A 17,567-nucleotide genomic window follows, 5' to 3' on the forward strand; every position below is an offset into this window, starting at 1 on the left:
TCCGTCAGATCACCTGGTCGTCGCGTAGGGCGGCGAGTGCATTGGTATCGAGATCAAGCCAGTCGGACAGGATGGTCTCGGTGTGCTCGCCTAAGACGGGGCCAACGTGACGTACACTTCCCGGGGTTCTGGATAGTCGCGGAAAAACGTTCTGCATTGGCAGAGGTTTACCGTGGTGATCGGAGACTTCGACAATGGCTTCACGCGCCTTGAAATGCGGGTCATCGAGCATGTCGGGCGCGTTGTAGACCAAGCCAGCGGGGACGCCCGCGTCAGCGAGAATATCAACGACGTGCTGAGCGTCGTGCTGGCGTGTCCAGGCTGCCACAAGGTCATCGATGGCCTGCTGATGCTCGCCGCGCGCCCGGTGCGTGGCGTAATCAGGATGATCTGCCAAGCTTGGCTGGCCCATCGCTTGGCAAAGGCGAGCGAAGACGGTGTCTTGGTTGGCGCCAATGATGACGTCCCGCCCGTCCCGCGCCGGGTAGGCATTGGAGGGCGCGATTCCCGCCAGAAAGCTGCCGCTGCGCTCGCGAACCTTGCCGGCACGTGCGAATTCAGGAATGAGGCTTTCCATCATCGCCAATACGGATTCGAAAATGCTGCTGTCGACCACTTGGCCGTGCCCAGTGCGTTCACGCTGGTGGAGGGCCATCATGGTGCCGAGGGCGGCATGCAAACCTGCCAGTGTGTCACCGATTGAAATGCCGACGCGGACCGGAGGTCGATCCGGATAGCCGCTCAAATAGCGTAACCCGCCCATGGCCTCGCAGACTGAGGCGAAACCGGCTCTTGTGGAATAGGGCCCATCCTGGCCGAAGCCGGTAACCCGGACCATCACCAAGCCTGGGTTGTCCTGGGAGAGCACGTCGTAAGAGAGCCCCCATCGTTCCATCGTGCCGGGGCGGAAATTTTCAATAATGACGTCGGCGTTTTTGGCCAATTCACGCAATACTTCTTGTCCACGTGCTTGGCGAAGATCCAGGGTAAGTGACTGTTTGTTGCGGCCAATGACATTCCACCAGAGGGGCTCGCCCGTCTCATTATCCGCTGCCCCCCACTGGCGCATGGCGTCACCTTTGCCAGGCGGCTCGACCTTAATGACCTGGGCGCCGAAGTCAGCCAGTACCTGGCCGCAGTAGGGCCCGGCAATCAGCTGACCGAGTTCCAGTACCTTGATGTCGTTCAGGGGCGTTGAGGGTTGGGCTTCGTTTTTAATCATTGTTGTTGTGATGCCTCTATTGAATGATTGGATGGATGCTCGCTAAGACTCGGCAGAATCGGAAAAGCGGCCATTTAACGATTTGGCAGCGAGTAGGTGAGCGCTCATGATTTGTTCGGCCCATAGAGGGCTACCCACCTTAATGGCCTCCAGAATCTCTCGGTGATGGCGCATACTCCGGCGCAGGCTGGCCAGGTCGTAGTGACTAAAATTACGTCTGATGACCGAGGTGCGAACCACACTTTCCAACACGGCACCCAGGCGCTGGTTTCCGCTCGCGTGGATCAGTTCGCGGTGAAACTCATGATTGATGGAGGCGATTTCATTACGTATGGATGGCGTCGTATCGGCCATCTCGGTGAGCTGTTCCATGTGGGAAGCCATCGCTTCGAGTTTGGTAAGGCATTCCCTGGTCATGCGCTCGCTTGCCATGCGAACCGCCATGGGTTCCAGTACAAGGCGTAATTCAAAGACCTCACGGGCATCCTTTTCGGTCCAGGCCGTCACACGAGACCCGTGATGGGGAATCATCTCGAGCCAACCTTCCGACACCAGTTCGCGGAGGGCCTCACGGACAGGCGTTCTGCTCACGTCGAGTTCACGGGCAATATTCGCTTCCCGAATGTACTCATGAGCCTGGTAGTGCCCATCTAAAATCCGCTGTTTGATGACCTCATGCACCTTGGTCGTCGCTGTCTGGACCACGGAAGCAGGTGCTATGCGAGCGGTGTTTGCCATCTGGATTCCTGAAATTGTATGCAGTTTTGAATCTAGGTGAGTAATTAGCGCTCAGAAATTAAACTTTTGTCTATTGTTGTATGCAATCTTGGGGTTTTGAATGAAATCAAGGAGATTGTCGTCATTACAAGTATTAGACAATTGAGCGTTGACCCCCTCACTAAAGGCACCTAGTTTTTTTACATCTAACGGGTGACCACGGCTCTAGCGATCCGAGCTTTCGAGGGTAGGAAAACCATGTATCGGACACTCAATGCTACCTGTCGGCTTATCTCCTTACCTCTTTGGCTCTGCACTGCCACCACGGTGTTTGCTCAGGATGCGGTTAGCGCAGATGACGTAATGGATATCCAGGAAATCGAACGCATTGCCGACATGGCGCGAGCGGGAAGCGACCCGCGAATAACGGCGAGTAGTGTCGATAAAAGTGGCCGTGACGAGAATCGCACGAACGCCACTCCGCCAGTTCTCGTATCCATCCAAGGTGACCCCGCTTTTGTCTACACGCGTGGCGCTAACTACGATGTGCCTGAGGGAGAGCCGGAATTTGTGATGCGTTGCCGCGGCGATGGCATCATCGATATGACCAGCATCGTTTCACAGTTGATGGACGACCCTCTGGAACTGAGCGCTGACGACGAGTATTCACTCCACATTCGTCCTTACGGTCAAGACCACGAATTGACGATGCCGGTAGCGCTGGGGGAGCGCTTTCCCAGTCATCGCCATGTGGTTCGCGTGACGGGGTCGGCACGCGCTGATGCCCCCTTCTTTACTCACTTGAAGGGCACCACCAATTTTTCCTATCAGCTGAAAAGAAATGGCGCGTTCTTGCCCATGACCGGCGGCCTTGATTTCAGCACGTTTCGCGCGGATGTGGAGCCACTCTTGGCGTATTGCCGCGCTGGTAAGCCGAATCCACTGGAACGCATCGATCTCGACGCGACCGTGATTGCTGAGAATGACCCAGGATCGGCGGAGGCGCCCGCCGAGCTTGATTTGTCATTCCTGGACCAGAGCCAGGCGCGAACCTTCCAGCGGATTTATGAGGGTCGGCGGGCCTCTTCGGAGTCGTCGCTGCGGGCTCGGATGCTCAACTATATGGCGTTCCACCTTGCTTACTGGGAGGGCTGTGCCACGGCCACTGACGAGCCGATGTCTTCCTATACGACGACTCCTCTTGCCGAGGTTCAGACGGTGAGCCTCCTTGATGACGATTTTGCGCCGTTTGTCCTCACGGCCTCTACCTATGAGGACGTCAGTAGAGAAATATATGACAGCGAGCTGCGAAACGATTTCTCGTTCAGCGTTTTATCTCAGCGGTTCGATGAACTGCGTCAGAGGCAGCAGGAAGGCTTTATCGATGTGTTCACCCATCACGGCTGCTCGGGAGAGGTGTTCGATAGGCTCCGGCAGAATATTCGCGAAGACCTTCCTTGGTACGATTACACCGATGGGCGCCGTGATGTCGTGGTCGATTTCGGAGGGCGGCAGTTCGACCTGCAGCTGTCGCAACCGATCGATATCGCGCTGGCTCGAAACCCCGATGGTGCGCCTACGCCCGAGCCCGCGCTTACGCCTGAACGGCCTGCATCGGTGGTCGATCCTGGCGTGCCGTCGCTGGCAAGTCGTTTCACACCGAATGCACAGGACATCCAGAACGCGATTCAGACAAGGGTCGATGTCGCTTTCCAGCGGCTGGATGCGATGGGCGACCAATGCAACACCTATCGCCGGGACAACAATCCTGTGGCAGCAATGATGTGCCTGTTCTCCGGAGGCGGTGCGATGAACTCAAGCACCGGTAATATGCGCATCACATCTGTCAGTCTGGATCACTGCCTGCGTATGAAGGACCCTGACGTATCGGCCTATTGTCGGTATCGCGCCGATATGTCGATGACAGGGTCAGGCATGATGGGTCAGGTCGCGTCGCTCGTGAATGCGGCAAGCGCTTTCAATCAGTGGACCTGGGCCTCGTTTCGTCAAGACGGGCAGACCTGGCAACTGGTGGAAACATGGGAAAATTGCCGGATCGACGACAATACCTTGCGCTGCACAAGCCGGCGCTAGACGGGGAGGTCTGCCATGCTCGCTGCTCGGTCGCTGCCACTTCTCCTTGCCATCGGCCTGGCCATGGCCCCAATCCCCGCTGCCGCCTTCTTTTTCGGCATCGGTTTTAGCCTGCCGCCTCCCGCCATTCAGGCCAACCTGGACATCCCTTTCTTCGAGGAGAGTGAAGCCGAACTTGTCCTTCGCTTCAATCCGGGGTCTGAGGCGGTTGCCGACCCGGCGATTCGGGATGTCGTCGCAGCCGTCATGTTGTTGGGTATCGCGGACGAGGCGATTTTTCCGCGCACCGCTGGGTCATCGAACCTCGAACTCTCTGCACCGGCCTTCACGGGGCCGATTACTGAGTACCGTAAGGCGCTCGCCGATTTCGACGGTCCTGACGCCTCGATTGCAGCCTTGGCGGATGCCTCTGGCATGACCCCCGGAAACGGCATACCGGTTCTGAGCAGCCTTGACCCTGAGGCCTTGGTCGGTGTCGGAAACGGGCGAGCGGTGTTGCGGCAAAGTTTTCAGCGACTCACCGAGGCCGGTTACACGCTGGGGAACGGTGCGCGGCTGCTCACGGAAGATGGAGTGCCGGTCGAGCTTGATATCGCTATAGCGGCGCCGTTTTTAACCCTTCAACAACGCCACGCCCTGCAAGCGGCCACAACGAACATGATGCGTTTGGGCATCACGGTTGATGTGCGAGAAAGCGCCGATCCCGATACCACCCCGGTGCTGAAGGAAAGCGACGCGATGATCGCGCTGGAGGATTCCAACCTTTACGAAACACTGCTTGGATGGGTGCTGTCGCTTGATTGGAAAGACACACCCGTCGACGCTTTCATTGAGGGCCTGCCCAAGCCGCTCACGCCTCATCAGGAAGTGACGGCTTTTGCGCTTCTTGACGACTACCTCACGGGGATGGGCTATGCGGTGTCGCTGGCCCACACAACGCCTGTTGGCGACTACACCGAGAGCGCCGAGCGTGCGCTGCTCTGGCGAACAGCGGAAACGCGTGCCTACCTTTCGAGGGTATGCGGCGAAGACTGGCGAAGCCTTTATACAGGGTATACCGACACCGAGCTGGTGTTCAGGCGGCAGGATCATCCCCTTGTCATGTATCTGCCGAAGCAGGGTGGGGTGGGCAAGAACCTGAGAGTGGCGCTGCTGGCGACGGAGGAGCAGGTCGGCATTCCGGATCAAGGCATCGTGCGAGTGCAGCCCATCGGTTTGCATGATGCGTCCCTTGACGAAGCGCTCTGGGATGGACGGCCCATCGATATCCCGGTCAAAAGGCTGGGGCGCACGCTGGTATTGACGGACCCCACTGCCTATCTCGATGTCGCAAGGCGTGTGAATCGTGTATCTCGAACCGACGGTATCACGACGGTGCCCATGGTTTTCCAGGAGAACATTGAGGGTGAGTTGCGCACCCAACAGCCGAAGCGGGACCATTTCATCAGCGCTGATGCCCTGATCGACCACGATTTTGCGGGCGTGCCGTTATGTGCCACGAAGATCTATGACAGTGAAGAAGCGCTCACCTTCAGCCACTTAGCGTCAGGTGAGTAACGTCGTGGTGAATAGCTTGCGACATCCCGGGGGCTGACCCCTTTTTGGTAAGGGGTAGAAGTTCACTGCTTCTGGACACCAACCCAGGTGGTAGTATCAACACCATAAGCGAGATGTCAGATGACCAGAAACCGATATGAGGCCATTCAGCGCTTGCCCGTCCTCGTTTCAAGGCTCGCCAAGCAGGGCTAGAAGGTCGCCCGCGGGTCGCGTATCGAGACTCATCACTACCTCGTGAATTCGTGTGGCTCGGTCGCCCAGGACAGGCTTGGCCAACGTTTGATATTTCTCAATCAACTCCGCGTCCGACAGCGGCTGATCCGGATTGCCACGCGCCTCGAAGTTCGCGCTTTCGATGACCTCACCGTTGCTTAGATGCAATCGGGCACATGCCCAGCGCTCGGCAGGAAAGCGGGCGTTGAAGTTGTCATCCTCATGAATCTCTACTTGGCTGGCAAGCGCCTTGAGGTCGGGGGCGTCGAGCTCGTCGCAGACACCCGCAACATCCACGGTACCCCGCCCCAGTGCGCAGGCGACAGACCAGGGCAGACTGTACTGGGCTTGCTCGGTGGTCGTCGGGTGCATCACGTGCAGGCGTTTGCCTTCGTGAAAGGTAATAATCTCGATACGCGTGATGGCGGCGGGATCGCGTTTCGCTGCAGGCAGTGACAACACGGCTTCCACGGCGGGCTGGGCCCAGCGGCAGACCGGGTAGGCTTTGAAGTACTGCTCGTGGAGATACCAGCGCTCGCCCAGGTCTTGCCAGACCATGGTCACGTCCGGCGCGGTCACTGTCAGCGCCGGGGCTCCGGTGAAGCCGTCTTCGGCCAGCAGCGCCGCTGAGATCCCGGTCATTGCCCCCCAGCCAGAGCCGTCCTTGAGCATCGTGGGGTGGTCGATGCAGCGCATCATCTGGCTGCGCGGGCCATAGAACTCTGCGATACCCAGGGCATGATGCATGGTCTCGACATCAACCCCGCGCAGGCGAGCGGCAACGGCAGCGACACCTAGGGCGTTCCAGGCGCCGGAGGTGTGGTAATCCGGACTGGTGGCGTGCAGGGCGATCCCCGCGCGGGTAGCAATCTCGTAGCCGTAGGCAAGCAAGGCGAGGAAATCGTGTCCGGAAAGTCTGTTGACCTCGGGCAGCGCCAGTAGTCCGGGTAACAAGGCGACGCCGGCGTGTCCTTTGGTGAGTACTTGGCCGTCGTGTGCGTCGAGCGCGTCGATGAGCCAGGCCCCGTGTAGGGCGACGCCGGTTGGCGAGGCTTGGCCGTTGGCAAATAATAGCGGACGGTCGCCGCCGTGCTGGGTAGTCACAAAGCGTCTGGCTTTTTCGGCGAGGGACGTGCGGGTGGCCCCGGCGGCCACCCCCAGCAGGTCAAGCAGGCACCGCTTGACCTGATGAAGGTGGGCGGCGTCCAGAGCCGTTAGATCGACTCCGTGCATCCAGGAAAGGGAAGGGTGGTCGTGCATGTTAGTGTCCTTTGGTGCTGGTTTTTGACCCAGAATCGCTTGATAGATGAAAAAGCCCATTCCCTATCAATGTGCCAATACACATAGGATGAAGATGTACTTAACATAATGTGTTCGAAGATAAGGACCCTAAAAACTCGTGACTACTTATAAAAAGTTTTAAGTAAATTCATTGGCATGGACGTCGCATTCGTGAACAAGTGTTTTACTAACGCGCTTAAAAAGTTCTGTATAAGACACTTTTTATAAGTGTGTAGGTAAAGAGCTTAACACGCTCTACAGAGATATCTCTGATTATGATATTCGGATATGTCATGCCATTTATTTGCGATGCCAATAGGCATTGGATAGGAAATGCATGGGTTTCACCGTATCCTCGTCGAAGCTTATCCAGTGTTTTCTTGTTTCTTGCGGGAGGCAACATTTTGAGCATTTGCAGGACGAATTACCGGCTCGCCGCCGCCCAGATTCAATGCTCGCTGGCTGATGTCGCGCACAATATCGAGACCCACCGTCGTGTCATCGAGGAAGCCCGTCAGCGGGAGATCGATGTATTGGTGTTCCCGGAGCTTTCCCTGACGGGGTATGACCTGGGCACCCGTGTTCCCGAGGTTGCCATGCATCGCGATGATCCGCGTCTTGTCCAGTTGGCGGAATCCGTCGGCAACATGCTGACAGTAGTGGGTTTCGTCGAGCGCTGCGGTCGCGGTGAATATGCCAATTCCATGGCCTGTCTGTGTTCTGGGCAGGTCGTTGCCGTGCATCGCAAGGTCAATCTCTGTACCTACGGAGGACACGAGGAAGGCAAGCATTTCAGCAAGGGACAGTCGCTTACCGTCGCCGATGCCGACGGTCTCGCCTGCGGTGTGATGATCTGTGCCGATCTCTGGAATCCCGGCTTGGCCCACGCGGCCATGATGGAGCGTCCCGACGTCATGCTGGCCCCGGTCAACGCGGCCACGGGAATGGTCGATGGCGATTTCGATGACGAAGGCAATTGGCTGATCTGCCTGAAGTTCTACGCCATGATGTACGCTACGCCCATGGTCATGGCCCATCGCTACGGGGCAGAGGGCGATGCCTGGTTCTGGGGCGGTAGTTGCATCGTCGACGTTGATGGCAAGGTGCTGGTGCGGGCCGAAGACGGCGAGACCCTCGTCAGCGCCGACATCGACACCGGCGCGATCGACGCCGCCCGTTTCGCAATGCCGACCCACCGGGACGCTGACACGCCGTTGGTGGCTTCGCTGATGGCACAGCGGCTGGAAGGGGAGCGTCACGGTTGAGGGCGTGACTTACACCCAGCGTCGGCGGCGGCGCGTTTTCCAGCGTCGGTCGATGAAGCGTTCGGTCTCATCAAAGGCCTGCAGACGTGCTTCCAGGTAGAACCAGTCGGCATCGCAGCTCAGTTCCGCCCAGGTTTCGGTGTGGACGTGCCAGCCGTCGCGTCTGAAGTCCTGACGCCAGCTCTTGCTCATGGTCGCGGTGTCGGGTGCATCGGGGTGGATCGTGTAGCGCTCGTCCGCCGAGGCAATGTTGGTCAGGCCGTGGTCGTAGGCGATCTCTCCGAAGTCGTCGATGATGGCGTGCCGGGTCCAGCCGTCGGTCAAGGAGTGGGTGACGTCTCTGGACTGTTCGCCCGCGCGTACAACCTGATGTTGCAGGGGGCCGGAAAAGACTGCCGGTTCGAACTGTACCGGTGGCGTGTCGTGCGAGGCGCGCTGAGGTAGCGTGAGTTGAGAGTCGGCCTCATGCAGGGTCAGTGTCACCGGGTAAGGGCTTGGCCAGACCAACGGCCAGTAGGCAGTGGTCACCGAGACGCGAAGCCGGTGCCCGGCGGTGAAGCGGTAGCAGGTTTGATTCAGTGGAACCGTCACGTCGAACGGCGTATCGCATGGTACGTCGGAGGGTGTGACGTGGCTATCGCGGTGGCAGAGGTTGAGTACACCGTAGGAGACGCGTTGCGACACGCCTTCGGGCGAGACGTCGCAAACGCGCACGATCAAATTGGCGCGCGGCTGGTCGACGCTGACCCGCAGCGATAGCGTGGGGCGCCCCAGAATTACCATGTCGGTATCCAGCGGATCGGTGTCGTAGGTCAGCGAATGGGCGTCTTCGGCACGTTGATCGCCAGCGATCTCGGGGCCGCTGCTGTGGGGAATGTACTCACCGCATTGCAGGCCGTTGTCGGCGGGCGCACGCAGTTTGGCCATCTTGGGGCGGATAGCCCCGCTGTTCGTGTGTAGCGCGCCATTGCCGAGCGCCAGGGCTTGCGAAGTGACGTGCGGGCTTGGCCATTGTGTTTCGGCGAGCCATTCGCCGGGCACTTCGAGCCGTTGCGGATCGGCCTCGGAAAAGGACGGACAGAATACGCGATATAGCGGTTCTTCCATGATGCCGGTGTCACGCCCCTTCAGCCAGTGATCCCACCAGCGCAGCGCTTCCTGGAGAAAGCCGATGGTCGGCCCAGGCATCGCCAGGTGCGGATAAGCATGGGGCCAGGGGCCGACGATCCCACGCCTTGGGCAGGGCGCATGCTCGAGAATTTCGGCGACGAAGTTGACATAGGCGTCGGCCCAGCCGGTGACGGCCAAGGTCGGTGTCGTCAATTGCGCATAATCCTCGCACACCGAGCCGTGGCGCCAGTAGGCATCGCGCGTCTGGTGATCGAACCAGTTCTCGGCCACGAAGGGTTGATGGGCGAGCCGGTGCTGCCAGAGTTCACGCCAGTCGTCGCGTAAGGCGGGGTCTGGCGGCCGCGACATGAAGGATAGCGACGAGGCCGCCCAGCCGAAGTTCTCGTTGAGCACGCAGCCGCCCTTGTAGTGCACGTCATCGTGATAGCGGTCGACGGTGGCACCAACGGCGATGATGGCGCCGAGCGCTGGCGGCTGGCGCGATGCCACCTGCAATGAGTTGAAGCCGCCCCAGGAAATGCCCATCATGCCGACGCGGCCACTGCACCATGGCTGTTCGGCTATCCAGGCGATTGCGGCGACGATATCGTCCTGCTCGCTCACCAGGTATTCATCTTCCAGCACGCCGTCGGAGTCGCCGCTGCCGCGCAAGTCGATACGCAGCGCTGCATAGCCGTGTCCAGCGAAGTAGGGATGCATGCGTTCGTCGTCGGCACTGGTGGCGTCTCGTTTGCGGTAGGGGATGCACTCGATGATCGCGGGCATGGGATGGGACTCGGCGTCTGTCGGCCTCCACATCCTTGCTGCGAGGTGGCTACCATCGGGCAGCGGGATGAAAAGTGCTGGTTCCTCTACGACCGGATGCGGGAAGTCACGCACTTCCCGGGAATCGGGTTGGCTTCCACTTGGAAACATGGGGTGTCCTGTCACTTGGGGCGATGCAAGCATCGCCCCCGGAAAAGAAGATGGGATCGGAGCAAGGGGTTAGAGCAGGTCGTTTTCGGTCAGGAAGTCCTTCGCGACCTTTTCAATGCTCTGATCATCGACGTCGACTCGGCGGTTCAGGTCGATTAGCGTCGGATCGTTCAACGCAGCGGACATATCGTTGAGCAGGGTGCGAAGTTCAGGGTGGGCGTCGAGCGTTTCTTCGCGAACCACCGGTGCCAGCTGGTAGACCGGGAAGAACTGCTGGTCGTCGTCGAGCACCTCGAAGTTGAAGGCGCCATTGCGGCCATCGGTAGCGAATACCAGCGCCACGTCGACTTCGCCTTCACGCAGCGCATTGTAAGTAAGCCCTGAGTCCATGCGCTTGACGCTCGAGCGGGGAAACTCGAATCCATAAGCTTCTTGGAGTGGCCGCAGCCCATCTTCGCGGGCATAGAACTCGGCATTAGAGGCTAGCGTCAGATCGGCACCATCGTTCATCGCCGCGGCTAGATCAGAAAGGGTATGGATGTCGAGTTTTTCGGCCTCGGCCTCGCGCATGGCGAGCGCATAGGTGTTGTTGGTGTCCGAAGGATTCAGCCAGACCAGGCCTTTCTCAGCGTCCAGACGCTTGGCAGTGGCGTAGGTCTCGGCGGCATTATCGGGTTGTGGCTGGTCATTGAAGAGGATGACTGAGTTGCCGGTGTATTCCCAATAGAGGTCGACTTGGCCGTTTTCCTGCGCCTGACGCAAAACGGAGGTGCCCAACCCCTCGCGCTTGTCGACGTCATAGCCTTTGGCTTGCAGCAACTGGAAGGTGGCGGAGGTGAGAATCAAATGCTCCGTGTAGTTGAGACCGCCGACCACGATAGGGTCATCTTGTGCGTGTGCCGTCATGGTGGTGGCAGAAAGGCCCAGTCCCAGGGTAGTCAGGAGTGTCATGATGAGATGTTTCATAGCAGCGACATACCTCTATTTTTTTATGAAATACAACTTTCGTGGTAATTCAAAGTAGCACGCTTAGCGCTGTCGATTGATGAATATACGTTATACCCACAATATCGAGTTCTAAACGATAGCTGGGGACTCGGTGTTGCAAGAAAAGAAAATTGCTAATTTGCTTTACGACTTCGCCGATGGTGATTTGTACACGCTGCTCTGGCGAACCGCGGAAACACGCGCCCATCTTGCGAGGGTATGCGGTTAAGACTGGCGAGGCCTTTTGACAGGGTATATCGACACTGAGCTGGTGTTCAGTAGGCCGGATCACCCTTGTCATGTATCTGCCAAAGCAGGGTGGGCGGGCAATTCGCTGAGGATGGCAAGGCTGGATCCTTTACTGTATGTAAGGGGCTCAGGCCTTTTAGATGGCGTTTGAGGCTAAGCGTCTTGCGGCTTTTGGCGGTTCTCTCGTAAGTGATAGCGAATGGCCAACACGATATCTCATGGTCGCGATAGCGCGAACTGATGGGAGTTGCCCAATCTGGCGCAAAGGCCGAGAGGCCCTCTTTTGCGCAGCAATCCCCCGTGCTCACGGAAGTGTCCTGCTGGCGGAAAATTGGCGATCTGTGCGCTTGTGATCGCTTATCAACTTGACAGGCGTGCTCGGGGCTGACCAAACTTCAAATCTGCTAAAAATAAACCCGAAATTACAAAAACCGCACAAATCAAAGGGAAACTTCATGAAAAAACTATCTTTTTTATCCACCGCAGTGCTTTGCTCGGCGATTAGCGGAAGCTTTTTTATAACGTCTGCGCAGGCTCAGGAATCTTATACCGTCGGCGTGGAAGCGTCTTTCCCGCCCTGGGCATACGTTGAAGGTGGTGAATTCAAAGGGATCGCCATTGATGCCATGGACGCCATTGCGGATGAGGCAGGTTTTGAAATTGAATTTCAGGATATGCCCTTTCCATCATTGATCCCCGCATTAGCCGCAGAAAAAATTGATATTCTCGCCACTGGGCTGACGGTGACTGAAGAGCGGAGCCAGAATATCGACTTTACGATTCCCTGGTGGGAAACGAACGACGTGGTGCTGGTACCCGAGGACTCTGATCTAAACGTCTTTACGGCGGTGTGCTGTGGTGCACGCGTGGGTGTGCAGGGGGGCTCTTCTCAGCAAGCCTGGATGGAGGAGAATATTGTCAATTCCAGTGATATAGACGTAGAACTGGCCAAGTACGATAACTATGTCACTGCCGTTGATGATATGGCGATTGGCCGTATTTCCTCCGTCATTGTCGACGATACATCCGCTCAGGAATATATTAATGCGGGCAGGCCGGTAAAAATGGCAGGTAAGATCTACATACGTGCCCCGCTGGCGCTTGCGGTTTCTAAAGGTGACCCGCAGGAAATTCTGGGGAGTTTGAACCAGGGTATTCTGTCAATTTATGAGGCGGGCACCTGGGGTGAGATTATCGAGGAATACATTCCCGGCGTGACGCCTCCTGCGATTCCTGGCCATATGCCCGGCTTTGTTGACACTTATCAGAAGCCTGTTGCTGGTCTTCCCGAATTAGGTAACGAATAACCGTTCGTTTTCCAGGTGCGGCCTGATCTCAATCAGGTCGTTCCCTGTGTTGTAGGGAAGCTTTCATGAATATCTACGACGTATTGATACGTGATTTCCCTTTCTTGCTTAAAGGGTTGGGCGTCGCCATCGTTCTGTTGGCGGCGCTTCTATTGATCGGTTTCGTTCTGGGGATGGCGATTTGCCTTATCCAGCTCTATGGTCCCAAATCACGTCTGGTGCAGTGGCCGCTGAAAGTTTATGAACGTATTTTTCGCGGCATTCCGATCATCATCATGCTGTTCATCTTTTATTACGGCATCTCGGGCGTTTGGGATATTTCAGCATTTGGTGCCGCTATTCTTGCCATGGGGCTTCGCTCAGCGGCTTACCAGTCACAGATTTTCCGTAGTGCCTTCCAGTCGGTGCCTGCCGGGCAAATGATGGCCGCCCGGGCCATGGGAATGTCCAAATTAAGTGCCATTCGGCACATCATGTTCCCGCAGGCAGCACGCCATGCGATTGGCCCCTGGACGAACGAGTTTTCTTCCGAGATCAAAGAGACGTCTCTGGCCTATGTCATTGGTGTCGTTGAGCTGACACGTCAGGCGCATTACATCATTACCAGTACCCAGGGGAATGTGTTGACCGTGTTTGCCGTGGTCGCGCTCTTGTACTTCATTCTTAACCGCGCGGGTAACAGTTTGCTGTACGCCTTTGAGCGTAAGTTGGCCGTGCCAGGATTCGAAAAATAACCTAAGGGGTTCAACCGACAATGGCCAACGATCTGATTCTGGACGTGCAAGACCTTAAAAAGGCCTACGATGGTGTGGACGTTATAAAAGGCATCGGCTTTAGTTTGAAAAAGGGTGAAACCAAGGTGCTGATTGGCCCTTCAGGGTCGGGTAAAAGCACGTTGTTGAGGTGTATCAACTATCTCACCACTCCGGATGCCGGTTGTATCAAGTTAAACGGTGAAGAAGTCCTGGACACGAATATTGATGCGATGCGGGCGCGAATGGGCTTTGTTTTCCAGGATTTCAACCTGTTTTCGCATTTAACCGTGCTCGACAATGTGCGGATTTGCCAGATCAAGGTGAAGGGTAAAGATAAGGCTTCTGCCACTGAACGGGCACACCAGGAGCTTGAGCGGGTCGGCTTGGCCGATAGAGCGGAGGCGTATCCCGCTGAGCTTTCCGGTGGCCAGCAGCAACGTGTTTCGATTGCGCGTGCCTTGGCGATGGACCCCGACGTTCTGCTGTTTGATGAGCCAACATCGGCGCTTGACCCTGAGCTAACGGGGGAAGTGACAAAAGTGATGCAACAGCTCGCCAAGGAAGGCATGACAATGGTGGTGGTGACTCATGAAATGAGCTTTGCCCGTCAAGCAGCTGACGAGATTATCTTTATGGAACATGGGTATATCGTTGAACAGGGGGCGCCTGACTTCATGTTCAATCAATCTACCCACGAGCGGACACGCGCTTTTCTCAACGTTATTGCCGAGCACGGGTGATCCATGCAGGAATTCATTGAATTTGGGATCGAGTGGCTGCCCTCGCTTCTTGCGGGGGTTCCAATCACGCTGTCGCTCTGGATCATTGCGATCACGTTGGGTTTCTTTCTCGGTCTCATACTGTGTTGGGCCAGGGTGTATGGCAATCGCCTCTTTTATTGGATCAGCACCGTGTATGTGGAGTTGTTCCGCGGGACGCCGATGTTAGTGCAGATGTTTTTTATCTATTTGGGGCTGCCGCATGTCGGGATTGTTTTCGATGCATTCACGGCGGCCGTTATCGCCATAACGCTAAACAGTGCGGCCTACCAGGCTGAATATTTTCGTGGATCGGTGCTGTCGGTGCCGCAAGGGCAGCTGGTCGCTGCGCGCGCCTGCGGGATGAGTCAGTGGCAGGCCATTCGCCATATCATGCTGCCACAGGCATTGCGCCGAGTGATTCCTCAATGGTCCAACGAGGCGATCATCGAGCTCAAGTTTACCTCCATTGCTTATACGATCGGTGTGGTGGAGATCACCGCGATTGCTTCAGATATCGGCTCACGCACGCTGGACTTTTTCATGGTCTTTCTCTGGGCGGGGGTGATTTACCTGGTGCTGACATCCACCGTGGCGAGCTTGCTGGGGATGCTTGAAAGACGGACTTATGTTCCCGGTGTTACCAATGTTTAATCGTTGTTCAGGCGAGGTGATCCGTTCTGGTGGCAGGTAGGAAAGTGGCTGTATGAGGGTCGTAAGCGATGGCCAGCGTCACCCCTTGGGGGAGCCAGCCATTTTTCACCGGATAAGACGCATTCTTTCGCAGGACGTGCGGCGAATACGTTCAGTTGCCTCCCATTGCTCCCTTCAATTGGCGTTGGATTTCAGCCACTGCCAGTAGTCGCGGATGCCTTCGCGAATGTCCGTGAATCTGGGCGTGAAGCCAAGCTCCTGCTGGGCCAGCGAGATATCCAGCGGTGCGCCTCTGACCACGAAGGGGCCGGGACCCAGTTTGACGTTGGCCCGCTTGCCCGTGATCTCGGCGACGTGTTCGACGATCTGCAGGTGGTCGACGCTGACCCCGCTGGAGATGTTGAAATTGCGCTGGACAACACTGTCCTTCTGGAACAATTTGACGATGCCGGCCGCTGTGTCGTGTACATGAGTCCAGTCCAGGGCCTGCTCGGCGCCGTTGGGTGCCTGGATATCGTCAAGCCCTTCCAGCGGGCCAAACAATCCCTGGTAGACCATATGCATGTGCGATGGGCGCTTGCCAGGACCGTAGACGAAGAACAGCCGTGCGTTGCGTACGTCCATTCCGTAGGTGTCACTGTATTGCAGGCCATAGAGCTCACCGGCAATCTTGGTGGCCCCATAAAGATCGGTCGCTTTGTAAGGCGTCGCTTCGCTTTGGGGTCCCGGGGCATCGCCGTAAACGGCACCGGAACTCATGTTCACGACCTTGTTAATCCCCAGAATTCGACAGATTTCGAGTACATTCAGGGTACCCATCGCGTTGATCGAGATATTCTTGAAGGGGCGTTGCTGGAACGTGGGGCCGGCGATGACCGAGACCCCATGGATGACACCTTCCAGTTCGTCCTGATGACGAAGGAAAAGCTCGAACATGCTGTGATAGTCGAGGACATCGACGGCTTCCAGCACTAACTTGTCGCGTACCTCCTCCAGATAGTCGAGACCCAGCCGATCGAAATGGCCGGCCGCCATGTCGCAGATGATGACTTGCTTGCCTTGCTTGGCCAGTTGGTAGGCCACCCAGGAGCCGACGTGGCCGAGCCCCCCCGTAATGAGAACAGACATGATGTGAATCTCCTCGTTGTCGTGGACAGGCGTTGCTGCCCTAATTGAGTACCAGGTTGGGTAGAAACATGACGACTGCTGGGAACAGGATGATGATCAGCAATACCGCGAAAAGCGGTATGTAGAACGGGAGTATTTCCCTCACCAGACCCGAGAACGGCATGCCTGTGATCTTCTGTATCGTGAACAGCACAGTGCCGACAGGCGGTGTGATCAAGCCGATCATCAGGGTGAAAATCATGACCACGCCAAAATGCACGGGATCGATACCGTATTGCATCACCACCGGTACCAGTAGCGGGGTCAGCAGGAACAGCGCCGGAACTGAATCAATAAAGAGCCCGATCAGGAGGATGAACAGGGCCAGCAAGAGCAGCAGGCCGAGTGGGTCGGTCACCGTTGCCAGCAGAAAATCCGCCACCAGCGCGGTCACCTGATAACGTGCCAACACCCAGCTATAAAGCGCACTGCCGGCGATGATAAAGAGCAGCGCGGCGGTATCAATGGCGGTGGCACGCAGAATATTCAGGAACTCGCGTATGTTGATCGAACGATAGACCAGAAACGAGATGATCAGGCAGTAGATCAGCGCTACCACCGACGCCTCGGTAGGGGTAAACACGCCCGAGAGAATCCCCACGATGATAATCAGGGGGGTCAACATTGGCAGTGCGCCCCGCGTGAGGGCGAGAGTAAACTCGCTGAAACGAGCCCTTGCCCGCGTCGGGAAACCGCGCCGATGAGAGATAATGGCGACCATCACCATCAATCCTATGCCCATGAATAGCCCGGGAATGATGGAAGCCAGAAAGATGGCGGCAATCGAGGCATTGGCCAGGGCGCCGTAGATGACAGCGGGGATGCTGGGTGGGATGATCGGTCCAATAGTGGCCGAACTGGCGGTAACGGCGGCACTGAAGCCAGTCGGGTAGCCGTCGTCCTCCATCGCCTTGATTTCCAGCGCCCCGAGTCCGCCGGCATCGGCAACCGCCGAGCCGGACATGCCTGCGAACAGCATGCTGGCGACGACATTGACATGACCCAGCCCACCCTTGAAGTGGCCTACCATGGTGCGGGCGACATCGAAGACACGGTCCGAGATGCCGGCGCTGTTCATCAGGCGGCCAATGAGCAGAAAGGCGGGGATAGCCAGAAGGGTAAAGCTGTTGACCCCGTATAGTGTCCGCTGTGAGATCATTTCCATGGGGATGGCGTCAAAGCCACGGGTATAGCCCAGTACAAGGGCCGAAGAGGCGATCATGGCGAATGCCACGGGAACCCCGAGCATCAGCAGAACGATCAAGCCAACGAACATGATGACGAAAACTTCCATG

General features: G+C 57.2%; 14 protein-coding genes. 7 read left to right on the forward strand and 7 right to left on the reverse strand.

Annotated elements, in window-relative coordinates; all coding sequences use genetic code 11:
• Positions 1-4: 4 nt before the first annotated feature.
• Positions 5-1,222: a CaiB/BaiF CoA transferase family protein gene (locus B7L15_RS01625; RefSeq protein WP_085917320.1), complete on the reverse strand. Its 1,218-nt coding sequence runs from the start codon at positions 1,220-1,222 to the stop codon at positions 5-7.
• A 42-nt stretch (positions 1,223-1,264) separates the two neighbouring features.
• The gene (locus B7L15_RS01630; RefSeq protein WP_176243611.1) at positions 1,265-1,960 is read right to left on the reverse strand and encodes a GntR family transcriptional regulator; all 696 of its coding nucleotides are present in this window, start codon (positions 1,958-1,960) and stop codon (positions 1,265-1,267) included.
• Positions 1,961-2,197: 237 nt separating this feature from the next.
• Between B7L15_RS01630 and B7L15_RS01635 the strand changes: the two genes are divergently transcribed.
• Both B7L15_RS01635 and B7L15_RS01640 read left to right on the forward strand, forming a co-directional pair.
• Complete coding sequence (locus B7L15_RS01635) at positions 2,198-4,033, forward strand: hypothetical protein (protein ID WP_139839337.1); 1,836 nt, start codon at positions 2,198-2,200, stop codon at positions 4,031-4,033.
• A gap of 15 nt (positions 4,034-4,048) precedes the next feature.
• A complete protein-coding gene (locus B7L15_RS01640; protein ID WP_085917322.1) occupies positions 4,049-5,590 on the forward strand; it encodes a hypothetical protein in 1,542 nt (513 codons plus the stop codon).
• A gap of 168 nt (positions 5,591-5,758) precedes the next feature.
• Here B7L15_RS01640 and B7L15_RS01645 read toward each other — a convergent pair whose 3' ends face one another.
• A complete protein-coding gene (locus B7L15_RS01645) occupies positions 5,759-7,063 on the reverse strand; it encodes an MmgE/PrpD family protein (RefSeq protein ID WP_085917323.1) in 1,305 nt (434 codons plus the stop codon).
• A 425-nt stretch (positions 7,064-7,488) separates the two neighbouring features.
• Here B7L15_RS01645 and B7L15_RS01650 point away from each other — a divergent pair, with 425 nt between their 5' ends.
• Positions 7,489-8,349, forward strand: a complete 861-nt coding sequence (locus B7L15_RS01650; RefSeq protein ID WP_085917324.1) for a nitrilase-related carbon-nitrogen hydrolase — start codon at positions 7,489-7,491, stop codon at positions 8,347-8,349.
• A 9-nt stretch (positions 8,350-8,358) separates the two neighbouring features.
• Here B7L15_RS01650 and B7L15_RS01655 read toward each other — a convergent pair whose 3' ends face one another.
• Positions 8,359-10,428: a CocE/NonD family hydrolase gene (locus B7L15_RS01655; protein ID WP_369596835.1), complete on the reverse strand. Its 2,070-nt coding sequence runs from the start codon at positions 10,426-10,428 to the stop codon at positions 8,359-8,361.
• Between the two features lie 36 nt (positions 10,429-10,464).
• Positions 10,465-11,361, reverse strand: a complete 897-nt coding sequence (locus B7L15_RS01660) for a glycine betaine ABC transporter substrate-binding protein (RefSeq protein WP_085917326.1) — start codon at positions 11,359-11,361, stop codon at positions 10,465-10,467.
• A gap of 725 nt (positions 11,362-12,086) precedes the next feature.
• Here B7L15_RS01660 and B7L15_RS01665 point away from each other — a divergent pair.
• The 4 genes from B7L15_RS01665 (at position 12,087) to B7L15_RS01680 (ending at position 15,105) form a co-directional block, all read left to right on the forward strand.
• A complete protein-coding gene (locus tag B7L15_RS01665) occupies positions 12,087-12,938 on the forward strand; it encodes an ABC transporter substrate-binding protein (RefSeq protein ID WP_085917327.1) in 852 nt (283 codons plus the stop codon).
• Positions 12,939-13,003: 65 nt separating this feature from the next.
• A complete protein-coding gene (locus B7L15_RS01670) occupies positions 13,004-13,672 on the forward strand; it encodes an amino acid ABC transporter permease (RefSeq protein ID WP_085917328.1) in 669 nt (222 codons plus the stop codon).
• A 20-nt stretch (positions 13,673-13,692) separates the two neighbouring features.
• Entirely contained in the window at positions 13,693-14,433 is a 741-nt protein-coding gene (locus B7L15_RS01675) for an amino acid ABC transporter ATP-binding protein (protein WP_085917329.1), read from the forward strand.
• Positions 14,434-14,436: 3 nt separating this feature from the next.
• Positions 14,437-15,105 (forward strand): amino acid ABC transporter permease, encoded by a 669-nt coding sequence (locus B7L15_RS01680; protein WP_085917330.1) that lies wholly within the window; start codon positions 14,437-14,439, stop codon positions 15,103-15,105.
• A 174-nt stretch (positions 15,106-15,279) separates the two neighbouring features.
• On the opposite strand, the gene B7L15_RS01685 is transcribed toward B7L15_RS01680, so the two are convergent.
• Positions 15,280-16,233, reverse strand: a complete 954-nt coding sequence (locus B7L15_RS01685; protein WP_085917331.1) for an NAD-dependent epimerase/dehydratase family protein — start codon at positions 16,231-16,233, stop codon at positions 15,280-15,282.
• Between the two features lie 40 nt (positions 16,234-16,273).
• A complete protein-coding gene (locus B7L15_RS01690) occupies positions 16,274-17,566 on the reverse strand; it encodes a TRAP transporter large permease (RefSeq protein WP_085917332.1) in 1,293 nt (430 codons plus the stop codon).
• Between the last annotated feature and the right edge of the window lies 1 nt (position 17,567).

It is taken from the genome of Halomonas sp. CSM-2 (genome assembly GCF_002119345.1).
GTDB lineage: Bacteria > Pseudomonadota > Gammaproteobacteria > Pseudomonadales > Halomonadaceae > Vreelandella > Vreelandella janggokensis.

Bases quoted from the DNA above. Each gene is read 5' to 3' on its own strand.
- B7L15_RS01625 (WP_085917320.1), bottom strand. From the start codon at position 1,222: ATGATTAAAAACGAAGCCCAACCCTCAACGCCCCTGAACGACATCAAG.
- B7L15_RS01630 (WP_176243611.1), bottom strand. From the start codon at position 1,960: ATGGCAAACACCGCTCGCATAGCACCTGCTTCCGTGGTCCAGACAGCG.
- B7L15_RS01635 (WP_139839337.1), top strand. From the start codon at position 2,198: ATGTATCGGACACTCAATGCTACCTGTCGGCTTATCTCCTTACCTCTT.
- B7L15_RS01640 (WP_085917322.1), top strand. From the start codon at position 4,049: ATGCTCGCTGCTCGGTCGCTGCCACTTCTCCTTGCCATCGGCCTGGCC.
- B7L15_RS01645 (WP_085917323.1), bottom strand. From the start codon at position 7,063: ATGCACGACCACCCTTCCCTTTCCTGGATGCACGGAGTCGATCTAACG.
- B7L15_RS01655 (WP_369596835.1), bottom strand. From the start codon at position 10,428: ATGCTTGCATCGCCCCAAGTGACAGGACACCCCATGTTTCCAAGTGGA.
- B7L15_RS01660 (WP_085917326.1), bottom strand. From the start codon at position 11,361: ATGAAACATCTCATCATGACACTCCTGACTACCCTGGGACTGGGCCTT.
- B7L15_RS01665 (WP_085917327.1), top strand. From the start codon at position 12,087: ATGAAAAAACTATCTTTTTTATCCACCGCAGTGCTTTGCTCGGCGATT.
- B7L15_RS01670 (WP_085917328.1), top strand. From the start codon at position 13,004: ATGAATATCTACGACGTATTGATACGTGATTTCCCTTTCTTGCTTAAA.
- B7L15_RS01675 (WP_085917329.1), top strand. From the start codon at position 13,693: ATGGCCAACGATCTGATTCTGGACGTGCAAGACCTTAAAAAGGCCTAC.
- B7L15_RS01680 (WP_085917330.1), top strand. From the start codon at position 14,437: ATGCAGGAATTCATTGAATTTGGGATCGAGTGGCTGCCCTCGCTTCTT.
- B7L15_RS01685 (WP_085917331.1), bottom strand. From the start codon at position 16,233: ATGTCTGTTCTCATTACGGGGGGGCTCGGCCACGTCGGCTCCTGGGTG.
- B7L15_RS01690 (WP_085917332.1), bottom strand. From the start codon at position 17,566: ATGGAAGTTTTCGTCATCATGTTCGTTGGCTTGATCGTTCTGCTGATG.